Origin of the sequence: Sphingopyxis microcysteis (genome assembly GCF_012274265.1) — a bacterium.
Lineage (GTDB): Bacteria > Pseudomonadota > Alphaproteobacteria > Sphingomonadales > Sphingomonadaceae > Sphingopyxis > Sphingopyxis microcysteis.
Genome location: NZ_JAANYY010000005.1, coordinates 1 through 20,125, shown reverse-complemented (window position 1 = coordinate 20,125; position 20,125 = coordinate 1). Strand labels below are relative to the sequence as shown.

The 20,125-nt window shown below is 66.2% G+C and carries 22 protein-coding genes; 15 read left to right on the top strand and 7 right to left on the bottom strand.

The annotated features are described in order from the left end of the window. Positions 1-219 precede the first annotated feature (219 nt). The 5 genes from egtB (at position 220) to G9408_RS13960 (ending at position 5,197) form a co-directional block, all read left to right on the top strand. Complete coding sequence (egtB, locus tag G9408_RS13980; RefSeq protein ID WP_168454608.1) at positions 220-1,494, top strand: ergothioneine biosynthesis protein EgtB; 1,275 nt, start codon at positions 220-222, stop codon at positions 1,492-1,494. A 4-nt stretch (positions 1,495-1,498) separates the two neighbouring features. Next, entirely contained in the window at positions 1,499-2,485 is a 987-nt protein-coding gene (gene egtD / locus G9408_RS13975) for an L-histidine N(alpha)-methyltransferase (RefSeq protein WP_168454607.1), read from the top strand. A 146-nt stretch (positions 2,486-2,631) separates the two neighbouring features. Beyond that, the gene (locus G9408_RS13970) at positions 2,632-3,498 is read left to right on the top strand and encodes a 3-hydroxyacyl-CoA dehydrogenase NAD-binding domain-containing protein (protein ID WP_168454606.1); all 867 of its coding nucleotides are present in this window, start codon (positions 2,632-2,634) and stop codon (positions 3,496-3,498) included. Positions 3,499-3,535: 37 nt separating this feature from the next. Further along, positions 3,536-4,024, top strand: coding sequence for a hypothetical protein (locus G9408_RS13965; RefSeq protein ID WP_168454605.1), 489 nt, complete (start codon positions 3,536-3,538; stop codon positions 4,022-4,024). Between the two features lie 30 nt (positions 4,025-4,054). Further along, on the top strand, positions 4,055-5,197 hold the full coding sequence (locus G9408_RS13960; RefSeq protein WP_168454924.1) for an epoxide hydrolase family protein: 1,143 nt from the start codon (positions 4,055-4,057) through the stop codon (positions 5,195-5,197). A 140-nt stretch (positions 5,198-5,337) separates the two neighbouring features. On the opposite strand, the gene G9408_RS13955 is transcribed toward G9408_RS13960, so the two are convergent. From G9408_RS13955 to G9408_RS13940, 3 genes are all read right to left on the bottom strand, one after another. After that, complete coding sequence (locus tag G9408_RS13955) at positions 5,338-5,661, bottom strand: MliC family protein (protein WP_168454604.1); 324 nt, start codon at positions 5,659-5,661, stop codon at positions 5,338-5,340. A gap of 11 nt (positions 5,662-5,672) precedes the next feature. Beyond that, the gene (locus tag G9408_RS13950; RefSeq protein ID WP_168454603.1) at positions 5,673-6,284 is read right to left on the bottom strand and encodes a beta/gamma crystallin-related protein; all 612 of its coding nucleotides are present in this window, start codon (positions 6,282-6,284) and stop codon (positions 5,673-5,675) included. A 105-nt stretch (positions 6,285-6,389) separates the two neighbouring features. Next, on the bottom strand, positions 6,390-7,733 hold the full coding sequence (locus G9408_RS13940; protein ID WP_235957837.1) for a NupC/NupG family nucleoside CNT transporter: 1,344 nt from the start codon (positions 7,731-7,733) through the stop codon (positions 6,390-6,392). A 115-nt stretch (positions 7,734-7,848) separates the two neighbouring features. Between G9408_RS13940 and G9408_RS13935 the strand changes: the two genes are divergently transcribed. From G9408_RS13935 to G9408_RS13910, 6 genes are read left to right on the top strand one after another with little or no spacing between them, the layout of a single operon-like run. Beyond that, the gene (locus G9408_RS13935; protein WP_168454602.1) at positions 7,849-8,526 is read left to right on the top strand and encodes a queuosine precursor transporter; all 678 of its coding nucleotides are present in this window, start codon (positions 7,849-7,851) and stop codon (positions 8,524-8,526) included. Beyond that, positions 8,523-9,431 carry an acetylglutamate kinase gene (gene argB, locus G9408_RS13930; RefSeq protein WP_408021883.1) on the top strand — a complete coding sequence of 303 codons (909 nt, stop codon included), beginning with the start codon at positions 8,523-8,525 and terminating at the stop codon, positions 9,429-9,431. Before G9408_RS13935 ends, argB begins: the two co-directional genes overlap by 4 nt. Before the next feature lie 44 nt (positions 9,432-9,475). Next, positions 9,476-9,775 carry a YggT family protein gene (locus G9408_RS13925; RefSeq protein ID WP_137871188.1) on the top strand — a complete coding sequence of 100 codons (300 nt, stop codon included), beginning with the start codon at positions 9,476-9,478 and terminating at the stop codon, positions 9,773-9,775. Positions 9,776-9,777: 2 nt separating this feature from the next. Beyond that, on the top strand, positions 9,778-10,680 hold the full coding sequence (folD, locus tag G9408_RS13920) for a bifunctional methylenetetrahydrofolate dehydrogenase/methenyltetrahydrofolate cyclohydrolase FolD (RefSeq protein ID WP_168454601.1): 903 nt from the start codon (positions 9,778-9,780) through the stop codon (positions 10,678-10,680). After that, the gene (locus G9408_RS13915) at positions 10,680-11,354 is read left to right on the top strand and encodes a hypothetical protein (protein WP_168454600.1); all 675 of its coding nucleotides are present in this window, start codon (positions 10,680-10,682) and stop codon (positions 11,352-11,354) included. The genes folD and G9408_RS13915 overlap by 1 nt, the downstream gene beginning before the upstream one ends. After that, entirely contained in the window at positions 11,351-11,977 is a 627-nt protein-coding gene (locus tag G9408_RS13910) for a MarC family protein (protein ID WP_120217500.1), read from the top strand. Before G9408_RS13915 ends, G9408_RS13910 begins: the two co-directional genes overlap by 4 nt. Positions 11,978-12,032: 55 nt before the next feature. Here G9408_RS13910 and G9408_RS13905 read toward each other — a convergent pair whose 3' ends face one another. Continuing rightward, complete coding sequence (locus tag G9408_RS13905; RefSeq protein ID WP_168454599.1) at positions 12,033-12,722, bottom strand: OmpA family protein; 690 nt, start codon at positions 12,720-12,722, stop codon at positions 12,033-12,035. A gap of 214 nt (positions 12,723-12,936) precedes the next feature. Here G9408_RS13905 and G9408_RS13900 point away from each other — a divergent pair, with 214 nt between their 5' ends. Beyond that, the gene (locus G9408_RS13900; protein WP_168454598.1) at positions 12,937-14,259 is read left to right on the top strand and encodes a hemolysin family protein; all 1,323 of its coding nucleotides are present in this window, start codon (positions 12,937-12,939) and stop codon (positions 14,257-14,259) included. Between the two features lie 54 nt (positions 14,260-14,313). On the opposite strand, the gene G9408_RS13895 is transcribed toward G9408_RS13900, so the two are convergent. From G9408_RS13895 to purD, 3 genes are all read right to left on the bottom strand, one after another. After that, entirely contained in the window at positions 14,314-14,742 is a 429-nt protein-coding gene (locus tag G9408_RS13895; protein WP_168454597.1) for a hypothetical protein, read from the bottom strand. Between the two features lie 218 nt (positions 14,743-14,960). Further along, positions 14,961-15,647 (bottom strand): hypothetical protein, encoded by a 687-nt coding sequence (locus G9408_RS13890; protein WP_168454596.1) that lies wholly within the window; start codon positions 15,645-15,647, stop codon positions 14,961-14,963. 120 nt (positions 15,648-15,767) lie between these two features. Beyond that, on the bottom strand, positions 15,768-17,045 hold the full coding sequence (gene purD / locus G9408_RS13885; protein ID WP_168454595.1) for a phosphoribosylamine--glycine ligase: 1,278 nt from the start codon (positions 17,043-17,045) through the stop codon (positions 15,768-15,770). Between purD and xseA the strand changes: the two genes are divergently transcribed. The 3 genes from xseA (at position 17,044) to G9408_RS13870 (ending at position 19,702) form a co-directional block, all read left to right on the top strand. Continuing rightward, the gene (gene xseA, locus G9408_RS13880) at positions 17,044-18,474 is read left to right on the top strand and encodes an exodeoxyribonuclease VII large subunit (RefSeq protein WP_168454594.1); all 1,431 of its coding nucleotides are present in this window, start codon (positions 17,044-17,046) and stop codon (positions 18,472-18,474) included. The two genes, purD and xseA, sit on opposite strands and share 2 nt — an antisense overlap. A gap of 77 nt (positions 18,475-18,551) precedes the next feature. Beyond that, entirely contained in the window at positions 18,552-18,764 is a 213-nt protein-coding gene (locus G9408_RS13875) for a DUF2093 domain-containing protein (RefSeq protein WP_168454593.1), read from the top strand. Next, positions 18,761-19,702, top strand: coding sequence for a M23 family metallopeptidase (locus G9408_RS13870; RefSeq protein ID WP_168454592.1), 942 nt, complete (start codon positions 18,761-18,763; stop codon positions 19,700-19,702). Before G9408_RS13875 ends, G9408_RS13870 begins: the two co-directional genes overlap by 4 nt. Positions 19,703-20,125: the final 423 nt, after the last annotated feature.

Genomic DNA, 20,125 nt, shown 5'->3' with positions numbered 1-20,125 from the left:
TGATGTGGATGTTTTCCGACTGGTAGCAATCGCAAGCCCCTTGTCGTCACCCCGGACTTGATCCGGGGTCTATGCGACGTTGGCGTGGCATGGATGCCGGATCGAGTCCGGCATGACGATTGACGGATTGTTCCCTAAATGTTCTAGACAATCCTCCCCGCCGTAACCATATTCCTCGCTCATGCGAAACCGAATCGCACCGCGGGGGATTGTCTCATCATGGCCAGCCAGACCGACGCTTCACCCATCGCGCCAACGGCCCGCACGGCAGACCTGCTCGCGCAGCGTTTCGCCGCAACGCGCCGTCTGTCGCTCGACCTCGTCGCAACGCTGTCCGACGCCGACGCCAGCGCGCAGTCGATGCCCGACGCGTCGCCCGCCAAATGGCACCTCGCGCACACGACCTGGTTTTTCGAAACCTTCGTCCTGCGCGACCATGTCCCTAGCTACCGCGCGTTCGACGATCGCTACGCCTATCTGTTCAACAGCTATTATGAGGCCGAGGGGCCGCGCCATGCCCGCCCGCAGCGCGGGTTGCTGACCCGCCCGTCGCTCGACGACATCCGCATCTGGCGCGCGCATGTCGACACCGCGGTGCAGACCGCCTTGCCCGACCTGCCCTCCGCTGCGCTGACGCTGGTCGAGCTTGGCATCTATCACGAGCAGCAACATCAGGAATTGCTGCTCACCGACCTCAAGCATCTCTTTGCGCAGAACCCCCTCGGCCCGGCGGTCTGGGACAGTGAAATCGCGCGTAAAGTTTCGCAGTTTTCCGCCATGAAATGGATCGAGGGCAAGGCGGGTATCGTCGGCGTCGGTCATGCCGGGGGCGGCTTCGCCTTCGATTGCGAAGGCCCGCGCCACGATACGCTCCTCGCGCGCCATGCGCTCGCCAGCCGCCCGGTCAGCAACGGCGAATGGCAACAGTTCATCGCCGACGGCGGCTATTGCACCCCCTCGCTATGGCTCAGCGACGGCTGGGCGTGGGTGCAGGGCGAGGGAGTCGACGCGCCCGCCTATTGGGACGGCGATCGCCAGTTCACCCTGGCGGGCTGGCAGGACATAGACCCCGCCGCTCCCGTTATCCACATCAGTTTTTTCGAAGCCGACGCCTTCGCCAGCTGGGCGGGCGCGCGCCTGCCGACCGAATTTGAATGGGAAGCCGCGGCGGCGGGGCTCGATCCGGCTGCGGGACAGCAACTCGATGCCGCCGGGCCGGTTCACCCCGCCGCGACGGCGGATGACGCCGATCTGCAACAGATGTTCGGCAGCGTGTGGGAATGGACCGGCAGCGCCTATCGCCCCTATCCCGGCTTTCGCGCCGCGCCGGGCGCGGTCGGCGAATATAATGGCAAGTTCATGAGCGGCCAGTTCGTGCTGCGCGGTGGCAGCTGCGCCACTCCGCGCGGCCATCTGCGCGCCAGTTACCGCAACTTCTTCTACCCCCACCAGCGTTGGCAATTCACCGGCCTCCGCCTCGCAAAGGATATTTGAAACCATGGGCGTCGTGCGCAATCTTCGTCAGGTTTCGGCGGACGACGCGGGGGTCGACATCGCCTTTCGCGCCGACGTCCGCGCTGGTCTGGCGCAACGGCAAAAGGCGATTCCGGCGCGCTGGTTCTATGACGCGACCGGATCGGCGTTGTTCGAAGATATCACCGCGCTCCCCGAATATTATCCGACGCGCAGCGAAACCGACCTCCTGACGCGCCATGCCGAAGATATTGCCGCTGCAATCGGCCCGGGCCGGGCGGTGGTCGAGCTGGGGTCGGGCAGTTCGACCAAGACGCCGCTGCTGCTCGGCGCGATCGCGCCCGCCGCTTATGTGCCGGTCGATATTTCGGGCGATTTCCTGCGCGACAGTGCCGCGGCGCTCGCCGCGCGCTTTCCGGGTCTGCCGATCTATCCGGTCGAGGCCGATTTCACCCAGCGCGTCGCGCTGCCGCGCGAGATTTGTCCGCTGCCCAACCTTGGCTTTTTCCCCGGCTCGACGATCGGCAACATGGTCGCGCGGACCGCGATCGACCTGCTCCGCAACTGGCGCGAGGCGCTCGGCGACGGGTCTTTGTTGCTCATCGGGATCGACCGGATCAAGGATATTGCGGTGCTGGAGCGCGCCTATGACGACCCGGCCGGGGTGACGGCGGCGTTCAATCTCAACCTTCTCGAACGGATCAACCGCGAGCTGGGCGGCGACATTCCGGTCGAAAATTTCACCCATCGCGCGATCTGGAACGACGTTCATGCGCGGATCGAAATGCACCTTGTGGCGGCATGCGAGATGCATTTCACCGTCGACGGGCGCAGCTACCATATGGCGAAGGGCGAGACGATCCACAGCGAGAACAGCCACAAATATGGCCCGCGTGATGCGAACCTGCTGCTCCGCGCAGGCGGCTGGACTCCGGTCGCGGCATGGGACGACGCCGATCCCGCCTTCGCCCTGATCCTTGCCGAAGCAACGGCGTTCCGATCGGCCCCTTGACCAAGACGAGCGATACCGTAGGGCAATCACCAAATCGTCATCCCGGCGAAGGCCGGGATCTCACCGATGCGTTTTACCGAAACGGCGGGATCCCGGCCTTCGACGGGATGACGGATGAGGGCTAAAGAATATTCGGAGAACAGCAAATGATCGTCGGCGTCATCGGGGCAGGGCAAATGGGCGCGGGCATCGCGCAGGTGTCGGCGGGGGCGGGGCATGACGTGCTGCTGTCGGACATCGATCTCGCCCGCGCCGAAGCGGGCAAGGCGGGGATCGCCAAGGCGCTGGGGCGGCTGGTTGCGAAGGAAAAGATGACGCAGGGCGACGCCGACGCGCTGCTCGCCCGTATCACCCCGGTCGCGGATCATAGCGCCTTCGCCCCCGCCGACCTCGTCATCGAGGCGGCGACGGAGCGTGAGGAGATCAAGCGCGCGATCTTTGCCAGCGTCGGCGCGCATCTGTCGGCCACCGCCATTCTCGCCAGCAACACCAGCTCGATCCCGATCACCCGGCTGGCGCAGGCGTCGCCCGATCCGGCGCGCTTCATCGGCGTGCATTTCTTCAACCCGGTGCCGGTCATGGGGCTGATCGAGCTGATCCGCGGCCTTGCGACGAGCGACGCGACGCTGCAAGCCGTCGAGGCGTTTGGCCGCGGGCTCGGCAAGGAAATCGTTCACGCCAACGACGCGCCAGGCTTCATCGTCAACCGGGTGCTGATGCCGCTGATCAACGAAGCGGTGTTCGCGCTCGGCGAAGGCGTTGCGACGATGCAGGACATCGACACCGGCTGCCGTCTTGGGCTCAACCATCCGATGGGACCCATCATGCTCGCCGACTTCATCGGGCTCGACACCTGCCTCGAAATCATCCGCGTGCTGCACAGCGGCACCGGCGATCCCAAGTTCCGCCCCGCGCCGCTGCTCGTCCAATATGTCGAGGCGGGCTGGGTCGGCAAAAAGGCGGGGCGCGGCTTTTACGACTGGACGGGAGCCGAACCGGTTCAGACGCGTTAGCGGATTGGCTGTCAGGGGGCAGCGAAGGAGGCGTGACATGCACAGGAAGATTTTCGCAGGATTATCGCTCGCCGCACTGGCCATCGCGGCGCCCGCTTATGCCCAGCAGGGGGCGCCCGAAGATTCGACGCTCAAGGACACCGCCAACCAGGTCACCGAACCGTTCGACGGCAAGGAAGCCCCCGCCAAACTGGTCGCGGTCCAGGCCGATCCCTATTCGCTGGCGGGGCTTGGCAAATGTTCGGCGATCATCCGCGAAGTCACCGAACTCAACGAGGTGCTTGGCCCCGACGTCAATGAAGTGGTCGACAAGGACCGCGAAAAGAAGCGCGAAGAAACCGCGGGCCGCGTCGCGGGCAGCCTCGCCGGATCGATCATTCCCTTTCGCGGCCTGATCGGCGAAGTCACCGGCGCCAATGCCGAACGGCGGCGCTATGCCGCCGCGGTCTATGCGGGGACGGTGCGGCGCGGGTTCCTGAAAGGCGTCGGCCTGCAACGCGGTTGCAAGGCACCCGCACGGCCCTGATACGCGGCCGACAAGGGGAGGGGGAATGTGATGGACGTTGCCAATATCCGCAGCTTCACCATTGATGTGCCGCAGGCGGCGCTCGACGATCTCAAAGACCGGCTGGCGCGGACGCGCTGGCCCGAGAAGGAGACGGTGGACGACTGGGATCAGGGCATCCCGCTCGCCTATGCCCGGGAACTCGCGGCCTATTGGCAGGACAGCTACGACTGGCGGCGGATCGAGGCGCGGCTGAACGCGCTCCCCAATTATCTCGCGACGATCGACGGGCTCGACATTCATTTCCTGCACGTCCGCTCGGCCAATCCCGCCGCGCGGCCGCTGGTGCTGACGCATGGGTGGCCGGGGTCGGTGCTCGAATTTCTCGACGTCATCGAAGCCTTGGCGACCGACTATCATCTCGTGATCCCGTCGCTGCCCGGCTATGGCTTTTCGGGCAAGCCGACCGAGGCGAAATGGGGCGTCGAGCATATCGGCGCGGCATGGGACGCGCTGATGGTCGCGCTTGGTTACGACCGCTATTTTGCGCAGGGCGGCGATTGGGGCAGCGCGGTGACCTGTGCGATCGGGATGAACCACGCCGATCATTGCGCGGGGATTCACGTCAACATGGTGGTCGGCGCGCCGCCGCCCGACCTGATGACGGACCTCAGCGAGGCTGAAAAACTCTATCTGGCGCGCTTTGGCTGGTATCAGGCAAAGGACAGCGGTTATTCGACCCAGCACGCCACGCGCCCGCAGACGATCGGCTATGCGCTGACCGACTCGCCGGTCGGGCAGATGGCGTGGATTGCCGAGAAATTCCACGGCTGGACCGATTGCGGGCACGAACCGGGCGGGCAGTCGATCGGCGGCCATCCGGAGAAGGCGCTTCCCAAGGATGCGATGCTCGACACGATCAGCCTCTATTGGCTGACCGCGAGCGCGGCCTCGTCGGCGCGGCTCTATTGGCACAGCTTTCGCAATTTCGCGGCGGGTGAGATATTGGTGCCGACGGGATGCAGCCTGTTTCCGAACGAGATCATGCGGCTGTCGCGGCGCTGGGCCGAACGGCGCTACAAAAATATCGTCCATTGGAACGAACTGCCCCGCGGCGGCCATTTCGCCGCCTGGGAGCAGCCCGAGCTGTTCGTCAGCGAGGTCCGCGCCGCGCTGGCGAAGATGGCACTTTGATGCGGTCAGGGACCTCGATCCGTTCTGTTCGGATTATACCGTAGCCCTGAGCCTGTCGAAGGGCGCCTATCGCCGAAAAGCGCCCTTCGACAGGCTCAGGGCTACGGGTAGCATATGATTGCGCTGCAACAGGACTGGCGCTAGCGCGGCACCACCACCTGGCGGCAGCTTTCGGGTGCCGAGCGCAGCGCGGTATTCCACGTCGCCTCATTGCCCTTCGCGTGCAGTCGCCAGCCCGCGCGATTCTCGTACATCGCGCCGCTCGCCGCCGGTGCGGACCGCATCGCTTCGGGGCGGCCCCCGTTGACGCTGACCAGCGCGCGGTCGCCCATGAAATCGACCTTCAGCCGGGTGCCGCGATCGCATTCATAATAGGTACTGACCCCGGGGCCACCGACCGACATACAGGCGGACAACAGCAGCGCGGCGGCCGCGGGCGCGGCCAATTTGATCCCGTGCACCATCGCATCCTCCCTCAATAGCCCGAACGGACGCAGAGCACGTCGGCCAGATATTCGCGGCCGCCGACGGTTTCCATATGCTCGCGCGCCGACCCGTTCCACCCGATCGTCCGGCACCAATTGTCGGCCGCGCGCGCCGCACAGGCCGCAGTCGACGAGCCGCTGGTGCAGGCCAGCACGCGGGTGCCGCCGGTCGACGGCTGGGTGTGGAATTCGGCGAAATTTCCGCGCGCCACCTGATCATTGGCGGGCGGGTTGGGGTTCCAGCCGCCACCGCTACCCGCCGGGCGGATCGACTGGATGGTCAGTCCGCGCAAAATGCTGTTCAGCATCGGCGTGTCGCGCTCGACGGTACGGCAATTACCCCGAAAGCGCGTCTTTTCGCAGAGTTCCCAACGGCCGCTGGCAACGCGGATCGAATTGACCGGCCAGGCGAGCCCGAGGTTCGGCTTGGCTTCGCCGACGAACACCGCGGGGCCGCGATAACCGGCATCGCGGTAAATCGTTGCTTCGGGTGGGCGGTACATCTTGTCGTCGGGCGTCTGGGCGCTGGAGGTTGCAAGGGCTCCCGTCCCGATCGATACGGCAGCGGCGGCGAGGATCGACAAACGATATGCGATTTTCATGGCAAACTCCCTGTTGGCGACGGCGACCCGGGACTCGTTTCCGAACCGCAAGTTACGCCATTTGTCGGGGGCTTGCAAATTCTCCCAAGCGCGGTTTTGGCCGGGTCAGGGCGCCTTGGTCGCAGCGGCCTCGGCTTCGGGTGCCGCCGCAGGCGCATCGGTCGGGGCGGCGACGGCCGCGGGTGCCGCAGGTGGCGCGGCGACGGGCGGCGCGATACCCAGCATCAACCCGGCGAGCGCTGCCGACATCAGGTTCGACAGGCTGCCGGCGAGCAGCGCTTTCAGGCCCAGCTTGGCGATCATCGGGCGCTGGTTGGGGGCGAGGCCGCCGGTCACCGCCATCTGGATCGCGATCGAGCTGAAATTGGCAAAACCACACAGCGCAAAGGTGGCGATCGCGACCGCGGCGAGCGACATATCGCCCTGCACCTTGCCGAGGTCGATGAAGGCGACGAATTCGTTGAGCACGATCTTGCTGCCGAACAGCCCGCCGACGACGGCGCTTTCGTCCCACGGGACGCCCATCAGCCACATGACCGGGCGGAACAGCGCGCCGATCACCGCCTGAAACGACAGGTCGGGATAGCCGAACCAGCCGCCGACCCCGGCAAGAATGCCGTTGGCGAGTGCGACGAGTGCGACAAAGGCAAGCACCATCGCGCCGACCGCGACCGCCAGCTTGACCCCGGTCTGCGCGCCTTGCGCCGCCGCCATGATGATGTTGGCGGGCTTTTCCTCGTCATGGCTCGCCTCGGGCATGATCACGGGTTCGATGCCCAGATCCTTGGGATCGTCGGGCATCATGATCTTCGCCATCAAAATCCCGCCGGGTGCCGACATGAAGCTGGCCGCGAGCAGATAGGGCAGCAATTGTTCGCCGATCATGCTGGCATAGGCGCCCAAAATCGTTCCGGCGACCCCCGCCATGCCGACGGTCATGATCGTGAACAGCTGCGGCGGGGTGAGGCCTGCGAGATAGGGGCGGATCACCAGCGGCGATTCGGACTGGCCGACAAAGATGTTCGCCGCGGCGCCGAGGCTTTCGACCTTGGTGATGCCGGTGATTTTCTGGATCGCGCCGCCAACCCATTTGATCACCAGCTGCATGATGCCAAGATAATAGAGGATCGAGATAAGCGAGGCGAAAAAGACGATGACGGGCAGCGCGGCGATGGCAAAGCTGTTGGCGCCGATTTCGGGCGAGGCGAGCGGGCCAAAGATGAAATCGGTCCCTGCCTTGGCATAGCCGAGCAGGTTCGAAACCGCATTCGACATCGCCTGGATGATCGCGCGGCCCCACGGGGTGCCGATCACCAGCAGGGCAAATCCGGCTTGGAGCAGGAAGGCGGGAATGACGACGCGCAGGCGAATCCAGCGGCGGTTCGACGAAAACAGCACGGCAATCGCGAGCAGTGCAACGATGCCAACCAAACCAATCAGGCGTTCCATATTCTTGTGCGTCCCCCGCAATCTGTTGCGCCTTGTCTAGCGGGCTTTGGCGGTGGGGCAAGTGCCGGTGCCACGCGCATCTTTCCACGCTGAACAAAAGCGACTATCGGGCGGCATGACCGACACCACATCGACGGCGCTGCCGCGCACGCTTTCGCCCTCGCTCTTTCTTTTCACCATCATCTATGGCGGCATGGTCGTGCTCGCCGGGGTGCTGGGGAACAAGCAGGTGGCGCTGGGCGACTGGCTCGCGGTTGAAGCGGGGATTTTCCCGTTTCTACTGCTGGTGGCGCTGTCGAGCACGGTGTCGGAGCTTCATGGCCAGTCGACCGCGAACAAGTTGGTGCTGTGGGGCTTTGTGCCGCTGGTTCTGTCGATCATGCTGATTTCGCTTGTCCTCGCGCTGCCTGCCTCCCCCGAGATGCAGCCCGAGCGGCTCGCAGCGTTCGATATGATCCTGGGGCAGGGACCGCGCCTGATGGCGGCGGGCATCGTCGCCTATGGCACCTCGCAATTTCTGAACGTCACGATCTTCAGCAAGCTGCGCGGGCGCGAAGGCGCCGGGACCGGCACGACCTGGCTGGCGATCCGCGGCGCGATCGCCAGCGCGCTCAGCCAGATCGTCGATACGTTGCTGTTCGTGACCATCGCCTTTTACGGCGTGTTCCCGATCGCCAATCTGATGGGGGGCCAGATGCTGGCCAAGGTCGTGTTGTCGATCGCGGTCATTCCCTTCGTGATTACCGGCCTGGTCGCGTTGGGTCGCAGCCTCGATGCGAAGAACGGCGGATGATGGCGATGACCGATCCGTCGAAAATGCCCGATCTGCTCGCCAAGGCCGAAACGCTCGTCGAGGCGCTGCCCTATCTTCAGCGTTATGCGGGCCAGACCTTCGTGATCAAATATGGCGGCCATGCGATGGGCGACCCCGAGGCGCAGCGCGATTTCGCCGAAGATGTCGTGCTACTGAAGGCCGTCGGCATCAACCCCGTCGTTGTCCATGGCGGCGGGCCGCAGATTGGCGCGATGCTGAAACAGCTCGGGATCGAATCGACCTTTGTCGGCGGGCTGCGCGTCACTGACGCCGCTACCGCCGAGGTTGCTGAAATGGTGCTGGCGGGCAAGATCAACAAGGAAATCGTCAGCTGGATCGCCGCGCTCGGCGGGCGGGCGGTCGGCATTTCGGGCAAGGACGCCAATCTGGTGCTCGCCGAAAAGGTCAGCCGCACCGAGCCCGACCCCAATTCGGGGATAGAGCGCCACGTTGATCTGGGCTTTGTCGGCGAACCTGTCGCGGTCGATCCGACGATCCTGGTTAACCTGACCAACGATAATTTCATCCCGATCGTCGCCCCGGTGGCGCTCGGCGCTGATGGGGCGACGTACAACATCAACGCCGACACGATGGCGGGCGCGATCGCCGGGGCATTGGGCGCCAAGCGGTTTTTCCTGCTCACCGACGTTGCCGGGGTGCTCGACAAGGAAAAGAGCCTCCTGACCGACCTCGACCGCGCGGCGATCGACGCGCTCAAGGCCGATGAAACGATCACCGGCGGGATGATCCCCAAGGTCGAAACCTGCGTCGCCGCGGTCGATGCCGGGGTCGAGGCGGCGGTGATCCTCGACGGACGCATTCCGCATGCGATGCTGCTCGAAATTTTCACCGCGAGGGGTGCGGGAACGCTCATTCACCGCTAAGAAACGCGGCAAGATCCTTTTTCGGAGAAATCGCCTTGGTTCTCATGCTCCTCCAGATCGTCCACATCATCCTGACGGTCCTGTGGTGGTTCATCATCGCGCAGGCGGTGATGTCGTGGCTGATCGCGTTCAATGTGATCAACACGCACAATGATTTCGTCAATCAGCTGTGGACGGTGCTCGACCGCATTACCGAGCCGCTCTACCGGCCGTTCCGCCGCATCATGCCCGATTTTGGCGGGCTCGACCTGACCCCGATGCTGGTGCTGATCATCATTATCATTCTCGATGGGCCAGTTCTCAGCTATCTGGCGCGCCTCGCCTATGCGAACGGCATGGCGTGACGATGGCTGATACCGCGGCGCATGTGATCGACGGCAAGGCGTTCGCCGCCGGGCTGCGCGCGCGGATCGCCGATGCCGTCCCCGTCTTCGTCGCCGCCACCGGGCGCGCGCCGGGGCTGGCGGTGGTGCTGGTCGGTGACGATCCGGCGAGTGCGGTCTATGTGGGTTCAAAGGGCAAGGCGACAGTCGCCGCCGGGATGGCGAGTTTCGAGTATCGCCTGCCGGCGACCGCGACGCAGGCAGAGGTCGAGGTGCTGCTCGCCCGGCTCAACGCTGACGATGCGGTCGACGGCATATTGCTGCAACTGCCGCTCCCCGGCCACCTTGACGAACAAGCGGCGGTCGCGACGATCGATCCCGACAAGGATGTTGACGGGCTGACCCCGGTCAGCGCCGGGCGGCTGGCACTGGGCATCCCGGGCATGGTTCCCTGCACCCCCTATGGCTGCCTGTTGCTGCTGCAGGACCGCCTCGGCGATCTCAGCGGCAAGGATGCGATCGTCGTCGGGCGCTCGATCCTGGTCGGCAAGCCGATGGGGCAATTGCTGCTCGGCGCCAACGCAACGGTGACGATGGCGCACAGCCGCACTAAAGACCTGCCCGACCTGGTCCGCCGCGCCGACATCGTCGTCGCCGCGGTCGGGCGCGCCGAAATGGTCAAGGGCGACTGGATCAAGCCGGGTGCCGTGGTCATCGACGTCGGCATCAATCGCCTGCCCCCCGCCGATGGCGCGGCCAAGGGGCGTCTGGTCGGCGACGTCGACTATGCCGAAGTGCAGGCGCTGGCGTCGGCGATCACCCCCGTTCCGGGTGGGGTCGGACCGATGACGATCGCCTGCCTGCTCCGCAACACGCTGGTCGCCGCGCACCGCCGCGCGGGGCTCGCCGATCCGGAAGGTTTCTGATGCGCCCGCTGCTGCTTCCCATCCTTGCGCTGTCGCTGCTTGCCGGCTGCGGCGGCAATCGTGACGACATCCGCAACCGCCCGCTGGCGGCGAACCCCAGTGCCTTTGTGGCCGCGGAAATCGGTTTTGCACGGCTGGCGCAGGAAAAGGGGCAGTGGACCGCATTTCGCGAAACATCGCACCCCGACGCGGTGATGTTTGTGCCGCAGCGGGTGAAAGCCCGCGACTGGCTGAAAACCCAGGCCGACCCGGCCGAGGCAGTAAAGTGGCAGCCGCACGCGGTGTATGTCAGCTGTGACGGCAACAGCGGGGCGACGACGGGCGCGTGGCAAAAGGGACCGGCGCACGGATTTTTCAGCACCGTCTGGCTGCGTGATCCCCGGAGCGGCAAGATCAGCTGGATACTCGACCATGGCGACGCGGTGACCACTGCCCGCGAAGCGCCCGAATTCATCGAATCCAAACAAGCCGCGTGCGGGTCGCGTCCCGCGGTGCCGATCGAAGCCGGGGCAGAGGGTGACGACATGGCGGTCGGCCTGTCGCCCGACCAGACCCTGAGCTGGACCTCGACGGTGCACTCCGACAAATCGCGGCGGATCACCATCCGGCTGTGGGACGGCAAGACGATGGCGACGGTGATCGACGATCAGGTCGCGGCGCCCAAACAGCCATGATCGACCTTTTTATCTCGGCCTTTGTCACGCTGTTCGTGGTCATCGACCCGCCGGGCTGCGCGCCGATCTATGCCAGCCTGACGACGGGCGCGAGCGCGCAGCAGCGCCGGTCGATGGCAATCCGGGCGACGGTGATCGCAGGATGCATCCTCGTCTTTTTCGCGATGTTCGGCGAGGCGTTGCTCAGCTTCCTGCACATCGATCTCGACAGCTTCCGGATCGCGGGCGGCATCATGCTGTTCATGATTGCGATCGACATGGTGTTCGAGAAGCGCACCGAGCGGCGTGAGCAGCGGGCGGAAAAGGTTGCGGCTTCGCATGTCGAGGATGTGTCGGTGTTCCCGATGGCGATGCCGATGCTCGCCGGGCCGGGATCGATCGCATCGGTGATGCTGCTCGTCGCCCAAAACAACGGGCTGGACCGCGCGTTCGTCATTTTCGCCGCGCTGCTGCTCGTCCTGCTCATGACGCTCGCCGCGTTGCTGGCGGCGGGGCCGTTGATGCGCTTTATCGGCAACAAGGGCGAGGCGGTGATCACCCGCCTGCTCGGAGTGCTGCTGGCCGCGCTGGCCGCGCAGTTCGTCATCGACGGGCTGAAAGCCAGCTTCCCCAGCCTCGGATAAAAAGGGGCGCCGCCTTTCAGCGACGCCCTTTCTTTTCCACGGGAATGGAACCCTGTTAGCGCGCGGCGTTGACGTCGGCCTGCGTCACCGGCGCGATGCGGATTTCGACGCGGCGGTTGCACTGATAATCGGCCTCGCTGCGCTCCGGAGCGCACTTCAGCTGCGATTCGCCGTAACCCATCGTCGCCATGCGCGCGCGCTGGATGCCGCGGCCGGCCAGATAGTCGGCCACCGACGAGGCGCGGCGTTCGGACAGACCCTGGTTATAGCTGTCGCTGCCGGTCGAATCGGTGTGACCATAGACGTCGATATAGGTGCTGGGATATTCGGCCAGCGTCGAGGCGACATTGTCGAGCGCGCCGCGGAACTGGCTTTTCACCATCGCGCTGTTGAGGTCGAAGGTGACGTCGCCCGGCATGTTCAGCACCAGCTGGTCGCCCTGACGCTCGACATCGATGCCCGTGCCGGCGGTGCGCTCGCGCAGCTTCTTTTCCTGCTGGTCCATGTAATAGCCGACCCCGGCTCCGGCGACCGCGCCGATGCCCGCGCCGACGATTTCTTCGGTGCGGCTGTTCTTGCCGCCGATCAGGTCGCCGAGCAGATAACCGCCGAGTGCGCCGCCAACGCCGCCGATTGCCGCTTTCGAAATCTTGCGCTCGCCGGTCACCGGGTCGGTGACGCAGCCCGCCAGCGTCACCGCGCCGACGGTGGCCATTGCCGCAAGTTTGATGGTCTTGATATTCATAGGTCGCTCCCTTTTTTGGCGGCTGCATCTGGTCCCGAGCAAACCGCCGCTCCTGCCGATAACATATGGCTGGCGATCTGGTTCCCGATTTCGCCTGAACCGCCGCTGATGCGCCAATTCAGCTGGCGTTTTGCATTGCGGTGGCTTTGCCCTATAGGATCGCCATGATCGACGATGACAGGGGCCAGGCGCTGAAGCGCCGCACGACCGCCCAATGAGCCCTTTTCCTTGGTCCGACGTGGCGATCATCGCGATCCTCGTCCTCCTCAACGGCGTTTTCGCCATGTCCGAACTCGCGATCGTGTCGGCGCGCGACCCGCGGTTGCAAGCCGCCGAAAAGCGCGGCAGCCGCGGTGCGAAAATCGCCCGCCAGCTCGCCTCCGATCCCGGTCGCTTCCTGTCGACGGTGCAGGTCGGCATCACGCTGATCGGCGTGCTGACGGGCGCCTATTCGGGCGCCAGCCTCGGCCAGCCCGTCGCCGACCGGCTGGCCGGCTGGCTGAGCCTCGATGCCGAGACCGCCGAAGCGGCGGGCTTTGCCACCGTCATCGCGCTGACCACCTATTTCTCTTTGATCGCGGGCGAACTGGTTCCCAAACAATTCGCGCTTCGATCGCCCGAACGGATCGCGATCTTCATGGCGGTTCCGATGTACTGGCTGGCGCGCGTCGCCGCGCCGCTGGTCTGGCTGCTCGACAACAGCTCGGGCCTCGTCTTTCGCCTGCTTGGGCTCAACCGCGAATCGGAAGATCGGGTGACCGCCGAAGAACTGCATCTGATCGTCGCCGAAGCGTCGAAATCGGGGGTGATCGAGGAAAGCGAGCGCGCGATCATCTCGGGCGTCGTGCGGCTCGCCGATCGTCCGGTCCGCGAAGTGATGACCCCGCGCAAGGACGTCGACTGGATCGACATTTCGCTCGACGCGCGCGGGGTCCGTGACAAGCTGGTCGAAACGCCGCACAGCCGCCTGCCCGTCGCGCGCGGATCGGTCGACGACATCGTCGGCGTCGTGCAGGCGCGCGACATTGCGGCGGCGCTGTTCCGCGGCGAAGCGCTCGACCTTGAACAGCTGATGCGCCCGGCGAAGGTCATCCACGACCAGATCGACGCGATGGACGCGCTGGAGGCGCTCCGCGCCGCCGAGGTGCCGATGCTGCTGGTGCACGACGAATATGGGCATTTCGACGGGCTGGTGACCCCGGCCGACCTGCTGTCGGCGATCGCGGGCGAATTTGCGTCGGACCAGGACATCGGCAGCGAGCCGTTCGTCGTCGAACGCGACGACGGCAGCCTGTTGATCGCGGGGTCGATGCCCGCCGATCAGATGGCCGAACGGTTGGGGATCGAGCTGGGCGAGGACCGCGACTATGCGACCGCCGCGGGGCATGTGCTGGCGATTCTCAAACATCTGCCAAAGCTGGGCGAGAGATTCAACGACAAGGGTTGGCGGTTCGAGATTGTCGACATGGATGGGCGCAAGATCGACAAGCTGCTGGTGACCGAGCTGTCGCGGCCCAAGGACGCCGACGAAGCCTAGGCCGAACAGGGTCCGCTGGCGGCTTAAAGCCACAAAAGCCCCGCCCGCGCGCATTCAAAATGTGTCCTTTGTGGCTTTAAGCGGCGCCGCGTCCTCGCGCAGCGCGGCGCGGACAATATCCATGTCGGGGCCACCGGTGACGTCGATCGCGCCGCCGCGCAGGATGCGGACGGTGGTCACGCCGTTGAGCGCGCGATCCATTGCATAGTCGAACTGGCGCATCCGGCCCATCGACAGGGCACGGTCCCAGGCCGCTGCGAAATCTTCGGCACCGGGTCGTTCGCGCAGGCGATAGGCCGAGCGGCGCCCCATGCCCACGGCCTTCGCCGCGCGTCCGACCGACCCCATCGCTTCGAGGGCGCGGATGAAGCATAGCTGGATTTCGGGCGTCCACCCATCGGCGCGGCGGCGCTGCGCGGACACGGGGGTGAAGGCGAGGCAGGTGCCGGCGAGCAGCAGGGCGGACGAGTCGGGATGTTCCATCGACCAGCTTGGAACATAGTGAAATAATGTAGGAAAGGATTTTTTCGGCGGAGGCGAACGGTCGGGTTTGGGGTTGGATTCCCGACCGTCTCCTACCTCCGTTCGTGTCGAGCGAAGTCGAGACACGCCGAAGGCTCACGCCAAGCCACGCGTATCTCGACTTCGCTCGATACGAACGGGGACTGGATTGACCGGCTGCTCCCGGTCGGAACCTGTCGTTACAGCTCGCCCCCCAGCGCGCCATATTTCGCTTCGAAGCCGGCCTTGTCGCCGCGCGCCAGATACCCCGCCTGATCGACGAAATTGTCGCGCGCGATGCGGCCCTGGAAGGCGCCGAGCTGGGGGTCGATCGCGGCGATATCGGCGTCGGTCCAGTCAGCGATCTGCTGGAAGCTGGTGACGCCAAGGCCGTTCAGCAGGCCCGCGAGCTTGGGCCCGAGCCCCTTGATCAGTTGCAGATTGTCTGCCTTGGCGGCAGCCGGAGCCGGAGCCGGAGCCGGAGCCGGAGCAGGTTCGGGCGCAGGCGCCGGAGCAGGTGCCGGTTCGGGTTCCGCCGCGGGGGCAGGCGGCGGGGGTGCCGGTTCGGCGGGCGGCGGCGGCGCTGCGGGTTCGGGTGCCACCGCGACGACCGGTTCGGGTGCCGGGGGCGCCGGCGGCGGGGCGGCGACCGGGGGCATGACCGGCGGAGCGGGGGCGGGCGCGGGTTCCTTGGGCTTGAAGCGGGCGGGTTCGGCCGCGACGATCTCGGGCTTTGCCGCTTCGAGCGGTTTTTTCGGTTCGGCGGGCGGAGTGACGGTCGGCGCGGCATCCTCGGCCTTTTTGCGGCCGAACAGGAACCAGAGCAGGACGACCGCGACGACGAGCCCGACGACCGCGATGACATAATTTTCCTGAAGCCACGCCATGATATTCTCCCTGTCTTGCCGTCAGCCTATGCGCGCGCGTCCGCGCCGTCCAGCAACGCTTTGCCTGGCCGCGCGCGCCAGCCCCTCAGCGCGCCTCGCGCGCGACTTCGCGCCAGCCCCTCAGCGCGCCTCGCGCGCGACTTCGCGCCAGCCAATGTCGCGGCGGCAGAAGCCGCTGGCGAAATCGAGCTTGTCGACCGCGGCATAGGCACGCGCCTGCGCCTCGGTAACGGTGCGCCCCGTCGCGGTGACGTTGAGCACACGCCCGCCCGCGGCAACGATGGTATTGCCGTCGCGCGCGGTTCCCGCGTGAAATACCCGCACGCCGCCGCTTTCGGCATCGGCGATGCCATGGATCGCGCCGCCCTTTTCGGGGGTCGCCGGATAGCCATTCGCGGCCATCACCACTGTCAGCGCATAGTCGCTGGCGAAGGCAGGCGGCGGCGCATCCGCCAGCGCGCCGGTCGATGCGGCGTAAAGCAGGGCGGCAAGGTCGCCGGCGTAGCGCATCATCAGCACCTGGCATTCGGGATCGCCGAAACGCGCATTATATTCGATCAGCTTTGGCCCCATGTCGGTGAGCATCAGCCCCGCGAACAGCACGCCGACATAGGGTGTCCCATCGGCGGCGAGGGTCGCGACCGTCGGGCGGATGATGCGGTCCATCACCTGCGCTTCGAGATCGGCGGTGAGCACCGGGGCGGGGCTATAGGCGCCCATGCCGCCGGTGTTGGGGCCGACGTCGCCGTCGCCGACGCGCTTGTGATCCTGCGCGCTGCCGAACGCCATCACGTTGGTGCCGTCGGACAGGGCAAAGAAGCTCGCTTCCTCGCCGGCCATATATTCCTCGATCACCACTTCGGCGCCCGCGCCGCCAAAGGCGCCATCGAACATGTCGGCGACCGCGGCGTCGGCGTCGGCGCGCGTTTCGGCGATGATCACGCCCTTGCCCGCGGCGAGGCCGTCGGCCTTGATGACGACGGGTATGGCAAAATCGCCGAGCGCTGCCAGCGCCTCTGCGGCGGAGGTGCAGCGCCGATAGCCTGCCGTCGGGATCGCGGCGCGGGCGCACAGATCCTTGGTAAAGCCCTTGCTGCCTTCAAGCTGCGCCGCGGCGGCGCCGGGGCCGAAGGTCGCGATGCCGCGCGCGCGCAGCCGGTCGGCGAGCCCCGCGACGAGCGGCGCTTCGGGGCCGACGACGACGAAGTCGATCGCGTGCGCGGTGCAAAAGGCGACAAGCCCGTCGAGGTCGTCGGCGGCGATGCCGACGCATTCGGCATGGGCCTCGATGCCGGGGTTGCCGGGTGCGGCATAGAGCTTGGCGCAGCTTGGCGATTGTGCCAACTGCCAGCTGAGCGCATGTTCGCGGCCACCCGATCCGACCAGCAGGATGTTCATGTCTGTCCCTTTTCCCGATACGGCGTCCGACGATGGCACCGACGCGCGGCTGTTAGCTGAGGGCGCGCCCGGCGACAATGCACCCGCGCTGTCGGTCAGCCAATTGTCGGCGGCGATCAAGCGTACGGTCGAGGACGGCTTTGCCCGGGTGCGCGTGCGCGGCGAATTGTCAGGCGCGAAACGCGCGGCTTCGGGCCATTTCTACGCGGCGCTGAAGGATGACAATGCGCTGATCGACATGGTGATGTGGAAGGGGCAGGCGGCGCGGCTCGCGTTCCGGCCCGAGGACGGCATCGAGGTGATCGCGACGGGCAAGCTCACCACTTATCCGGGGCGTTCCAAATATCAGCTCGTCGTCGATAGCCTCGAGGTCGCGGGCGAGGGCGCGTTGATGCTCCTGTTCGAAAAGCTGAAGGCGCGGCTCGGCGCCGAGGGGCTGTTCGATCAGGCGCGGAAGCAGGATTTGCCACGGCTGCCCCGAATCATCGGGGTCGTGACCTCGCCGACGGGAGCGGTGATCCGCGACATCCTCCACCGCCTTGCCGATCGTTTTCCGACGCATGTCATCGTCTGGCCGGTGCTGGTGCAGGGCGACGGCGCGGCAGCGCAGGTCGCCAATGCGATACGCGGCTTTGACGCCATTGCGCCCGGCGGGCCGGTGCCGCGCCCTGACCTGGTCATCGTCGCGCGCGGCGGCGGGTCGATCGAGGATCTGTGGGCGTTCAACGAAGAAGTCGTGGTGCGGGCGATCGCCGATTGCCGCATCCCGACGATCAGCGCGGTCGGGCACGAAACCGACACGACGCTCGCCGATTATGCCGCCGACCGCCGCGCGCCGACCCCGACCGCCGCCGCCGAAATGGCGGTGCCGGTGCGCGCCGAACTGCGCGAACTGCTGCTCCAGCGGGCGGGACGGATGGTCGGTGCGGCGAACCGGCATCAGGCGCTGGCGCGCGAACGGCTCGTCGCGCTGGCGCGCCACCTGCCGAAGCGCGAGGGGCTCTATGCGCCGCAGCGCCAGCGGCTCGACGATAGCGCCGACCGATTGGATCGCAGCCAGCGGCAGCGGCTGGCGGTGGTCGGCGAGCGGCTGGCGACCCGCGGCGCGGCGCTGCGCCCCGCATTGCTCGCGCGGCGCTGGGACCGCGATCGCGCGCGGCTGGGCGGGTTGGGGCGGCTGCTCGACAGCCTTGACCCGCGGGCGCTGCTGTCGCGGGGCTATGCGATGGTGCGCGATGCCGGGGGAGGGATCGTTACCAGCGCCGCGCGGGCGCAGGCGGCAGCGCGTCTGCAGCTGCAATTTGCCGACGGCGAGGTTCCGGTGGAGGTCGCGGGCGGTGACGCTGCGGCGCTGCCCCCCGCGGCGCCCCGCCCCGCGCGGCGGCCCGCTGCCCCGCCGCCCAAAAGAGGGCAGGGCGAGCTGTTCTGACATCGCCCGGGGTGGCCCCGGCGCGTCCGGCTGCTATAGTGGCCGCAATCGCTGACTCTTGAACGGACACTAGACGCATGCTGATCGCCAGCCGCAACCGCCTCGCCCGCCTCCAATATGGCCCGAATGGATTTCGTGTCCTGTCGCCGGGCGACCATGTGCTGTGCGCGGTGACGAGCGCGCCGATCGGGCTCGACGAGCTGCGTTACTGGTCGGTGGCGCGGCAGGAGCCCTATGCCAGCGCCGCCATTTCGGTACAGGCCGCACTGGACGACGCGCGCGGGGCATGACGCTGGCGGGGTATTTGCGGCGCTCGATCGCTGCGTTGCCGCTACTGCTTGTTGCCGCTGGCTGTGTGTCGCCCGATGCCGCGCGCGACGTCGCAGCCCCGCCGCCCGCCGCCAAGGCGTCGCCCGAGCCGGTCGCTTCGACGGTGATACCCCCCGCCGCGATACTCGAACCCTTCGTCTTTCGCGGTTCGCGCCGAAGCGCCGAGCAGGGCGGGGTACTGCTGGGGGTGGCTCCCAGCCATACCCGCGCGCTGACGCTCGACGGCCAGCCGGTGCCGGTCGCCGCCGACGGCGGTTTCCTGATTGCATTCGACCGCGATGCGGGCCCGCGCGCGCGCCTTGTCGCAACGGTTCGTGACGGGCGGCAGGTCGTCGAAGAAATTATGGTGGTGCCCGGGACGTGGCGCATCGAACAGATCAACGCGCCCTATCGCGGCAGTGCGGCAAGCGACGCCGATTTCCAGCGCCGCCGCCCCGCCGAACTCGCCCAGATCGCGGCAGCGCGAAACGGCGAGGTGACATCCGATGGCTGGAAACAGCGCTTCCGCTGGCCGGTCACCGGGCGACTGTCGGGCTTTTTCGGGGCGCAGCGCGTCTATCAGGGCAAGCCCGGCGCTTATCACAGCGGTACCGACATTGCGGTTCCGGCGGGAACCCCCTTCGTGGCGCCCGCCGACGGCGTGGTGGTACTCGCCGCGACGACGGCTTTCACATTGGAGGGCCATTTGCTCATCGTCGACCATGGCATGGGGCTGACCAGCGCCTTTCTTCATTGCCAGCGGCTCGACGTGAAGGTCGGCGATCGGGTGGTGCAGGGGCAGGTGCTGGGCACGGTCGGGCGCACGGGCCGTGCGACCGGGCCGCATATGCATTGGGGACTGAAATGGCGCGATGCGCGGCTCGACCCGGCGAAGTTGGCAGGTCCGATAGGCAGCTGAATATTGTTACGCGCCGCGCGAATTCGTTACCGATGAAACAATATGTCGCAGATGATCGGTTGCGACATATTGTATTTCGCCAAATGTCACGGTTGTTGCAAATACGTCACAATGCCTTGTGAAACGGCGGATTAGCCCGGAAAATTCCTTTACTCGCCCTAAGGGAAAGGTCATTCCGCACGCTATCGGGGTGTTTGCGCGTCGGCTGTGTGCTGCCGCGTCAGGGGCTCGGGTAACTCAATCCACCAGTAGCAAGGGACTGCACTGTGAAGAAAACCCAATTTTCCAAGCTGAAGCTAGGGTCAGGACCCATTGATTTGCGGTGATGGCTGTGATTCAGGCGACTGCGAAGGAGCTTGAATTTGAGCGATTTATTCTGGCTGACGGACGAGCAGATGGCGCGTCTTCAGCCCTATTTTCCGA

Coding starts and splice junctions, on each gene's coding strand:
- egtB (WP_168454608.1), top strand. CDS start 220: ATGGCCAGCCAGACCGACGCTTCACCCATCGCGCCAACGGCCCGCACG.
- egtD (WP_168454607.1), top strand. CDS start 1,499: ATGGGCGTCGTGCGCAATCTTCGTCAGGTTTCGGCGGACGACGCGGGG.
- G9408_RS13970 (WP_168454606.1), top strand. CDS start 2,632: ATGATCGTCGGCGTCATCGGGGCAGGGCAAATGGGCGCGGGCATCGCG.
- G9408_RS13965 (WP_168454605.1), top strand. CDS start 3,536: ATGCACAGGAAGATTTTCGCAGGATTATCGCTCGCCGCACTGGCCATC.
- G9408_RS13960 (WP_168454924.1), top strand. CDS start 4,055: ATGGACGTTGCCAATATCCGCAGCTTCACCATTGATGTGCCGCAGGCG.
- G9408_RS13955 (WP_168454604.1), bottom strand. CDS start 5,661: ATGGTGCACGGGATCAAATTGGCCGCGCCCGCGGCCGCCGCGCTGCTG.
- G9408_RS13950 (WP_168454603.1), bottom strand. CDS start 6,284: ATGAAAATCGCATATCGTTTGTCGATCCTCGCCGCCGCTGCCGTATCG.
- G9408_RS13940 (WP_235957837.1), bottom strand. CDS start 7,733: ATGGAACGCCTGATTGGTTTGGTTGGCATCGTTGCACTGCTCGCGATT.
- G9408_RS13935 (WP_168454602.1), top strand. CDS start 7,849: ATGACCGACACCACATCGACGGCGCTGCCGCGCACGCTTTCGCCCTCG.
- argB (WP_408021883.1), top strand. CDS start 8,523: ATGATGGCGATGACCGATCCGTCGAAAATGCCCGATCTGCTCGCCAAG.
- G9408_RS13925 (WP_137871188.1), top strand. CDS start 9,476: ATGCTCCTCCAGATCGTCCACATCATCCTGACGGTCCTGTGGTGGTTC.
- folD (WP_168454601.1), top strand. CDS start 9,778: ATGGCTGATACCGCGGCGCATGTGATCGACGGCAAGGCGTTCGCCGCC.
- G9408_RS13915 (WP_168454600.1), top strand. CDS start 10,680: ATGCGCCCGCTGCTGCTTCCCATCCTTGCGCTGTCGCTGCTTGCCGGC.
- G9408_RS13910 (WP_120217500.1), top strand. CDS start 11,351: ATGATCGACCTTTTTATCTCGGCCTTTGTCACGCTGTTCGTGGTCATC.
- G9408_RS13905 (WP_168454599.1), bottom strand. CDS start 12,722: ATGAATATCAAGACCATCAAACTTGCGGCAATGGCCACCGTCGGCGCG.
- G9408_RS13900 (WP_168454598.1), top strand. CDS start 12,937: ATGAGCCCTTTTCCTTGGTCCGACGTGGCGATCATCGCGATCCTCGTC.
- G9408_RS13895 (WP_168454597.1), bottom strand. CDS start 14,742: ATGGAACATCCCGACTCGTCCGCCCTGCTGCTCGCCGGCACCTGCCTC.
- G9408_RS13890 (WP_168454596.1), bottom strand. CDS start 15,647: ATGGCGTGGCTTCAGGAAAATTATGTCATCGCGGTCGTCGGGCTCGTC.
- xseA (WP_168454594.1), top strand. CDS start 17,044: ATGTCTGTCCCTTTTCCCGATACGGCGTCCGACGATGGCACCGACGCG.
- purD (WP_168454595.1), bottom strand. CDS start 17,045: ATGAACATCCTGCTGGTCGGATCGGGTGGCCGCGAACATGCGCTCAGC.
- G9408_RS13875 (WP_168454593.1), top strand. CDS start 18,552: ATGCTGATCGCCAGCCGCAACCGCCTCGCCCGCCTCCAATATGGCCCG.
- G9408_RS13870 (WP_168454592.1), top strand. CDS start 18,761: ATGACGCTGGCGGGGTATTTGCGGCGCTCGATCGCTGCGTTGCCGCTA.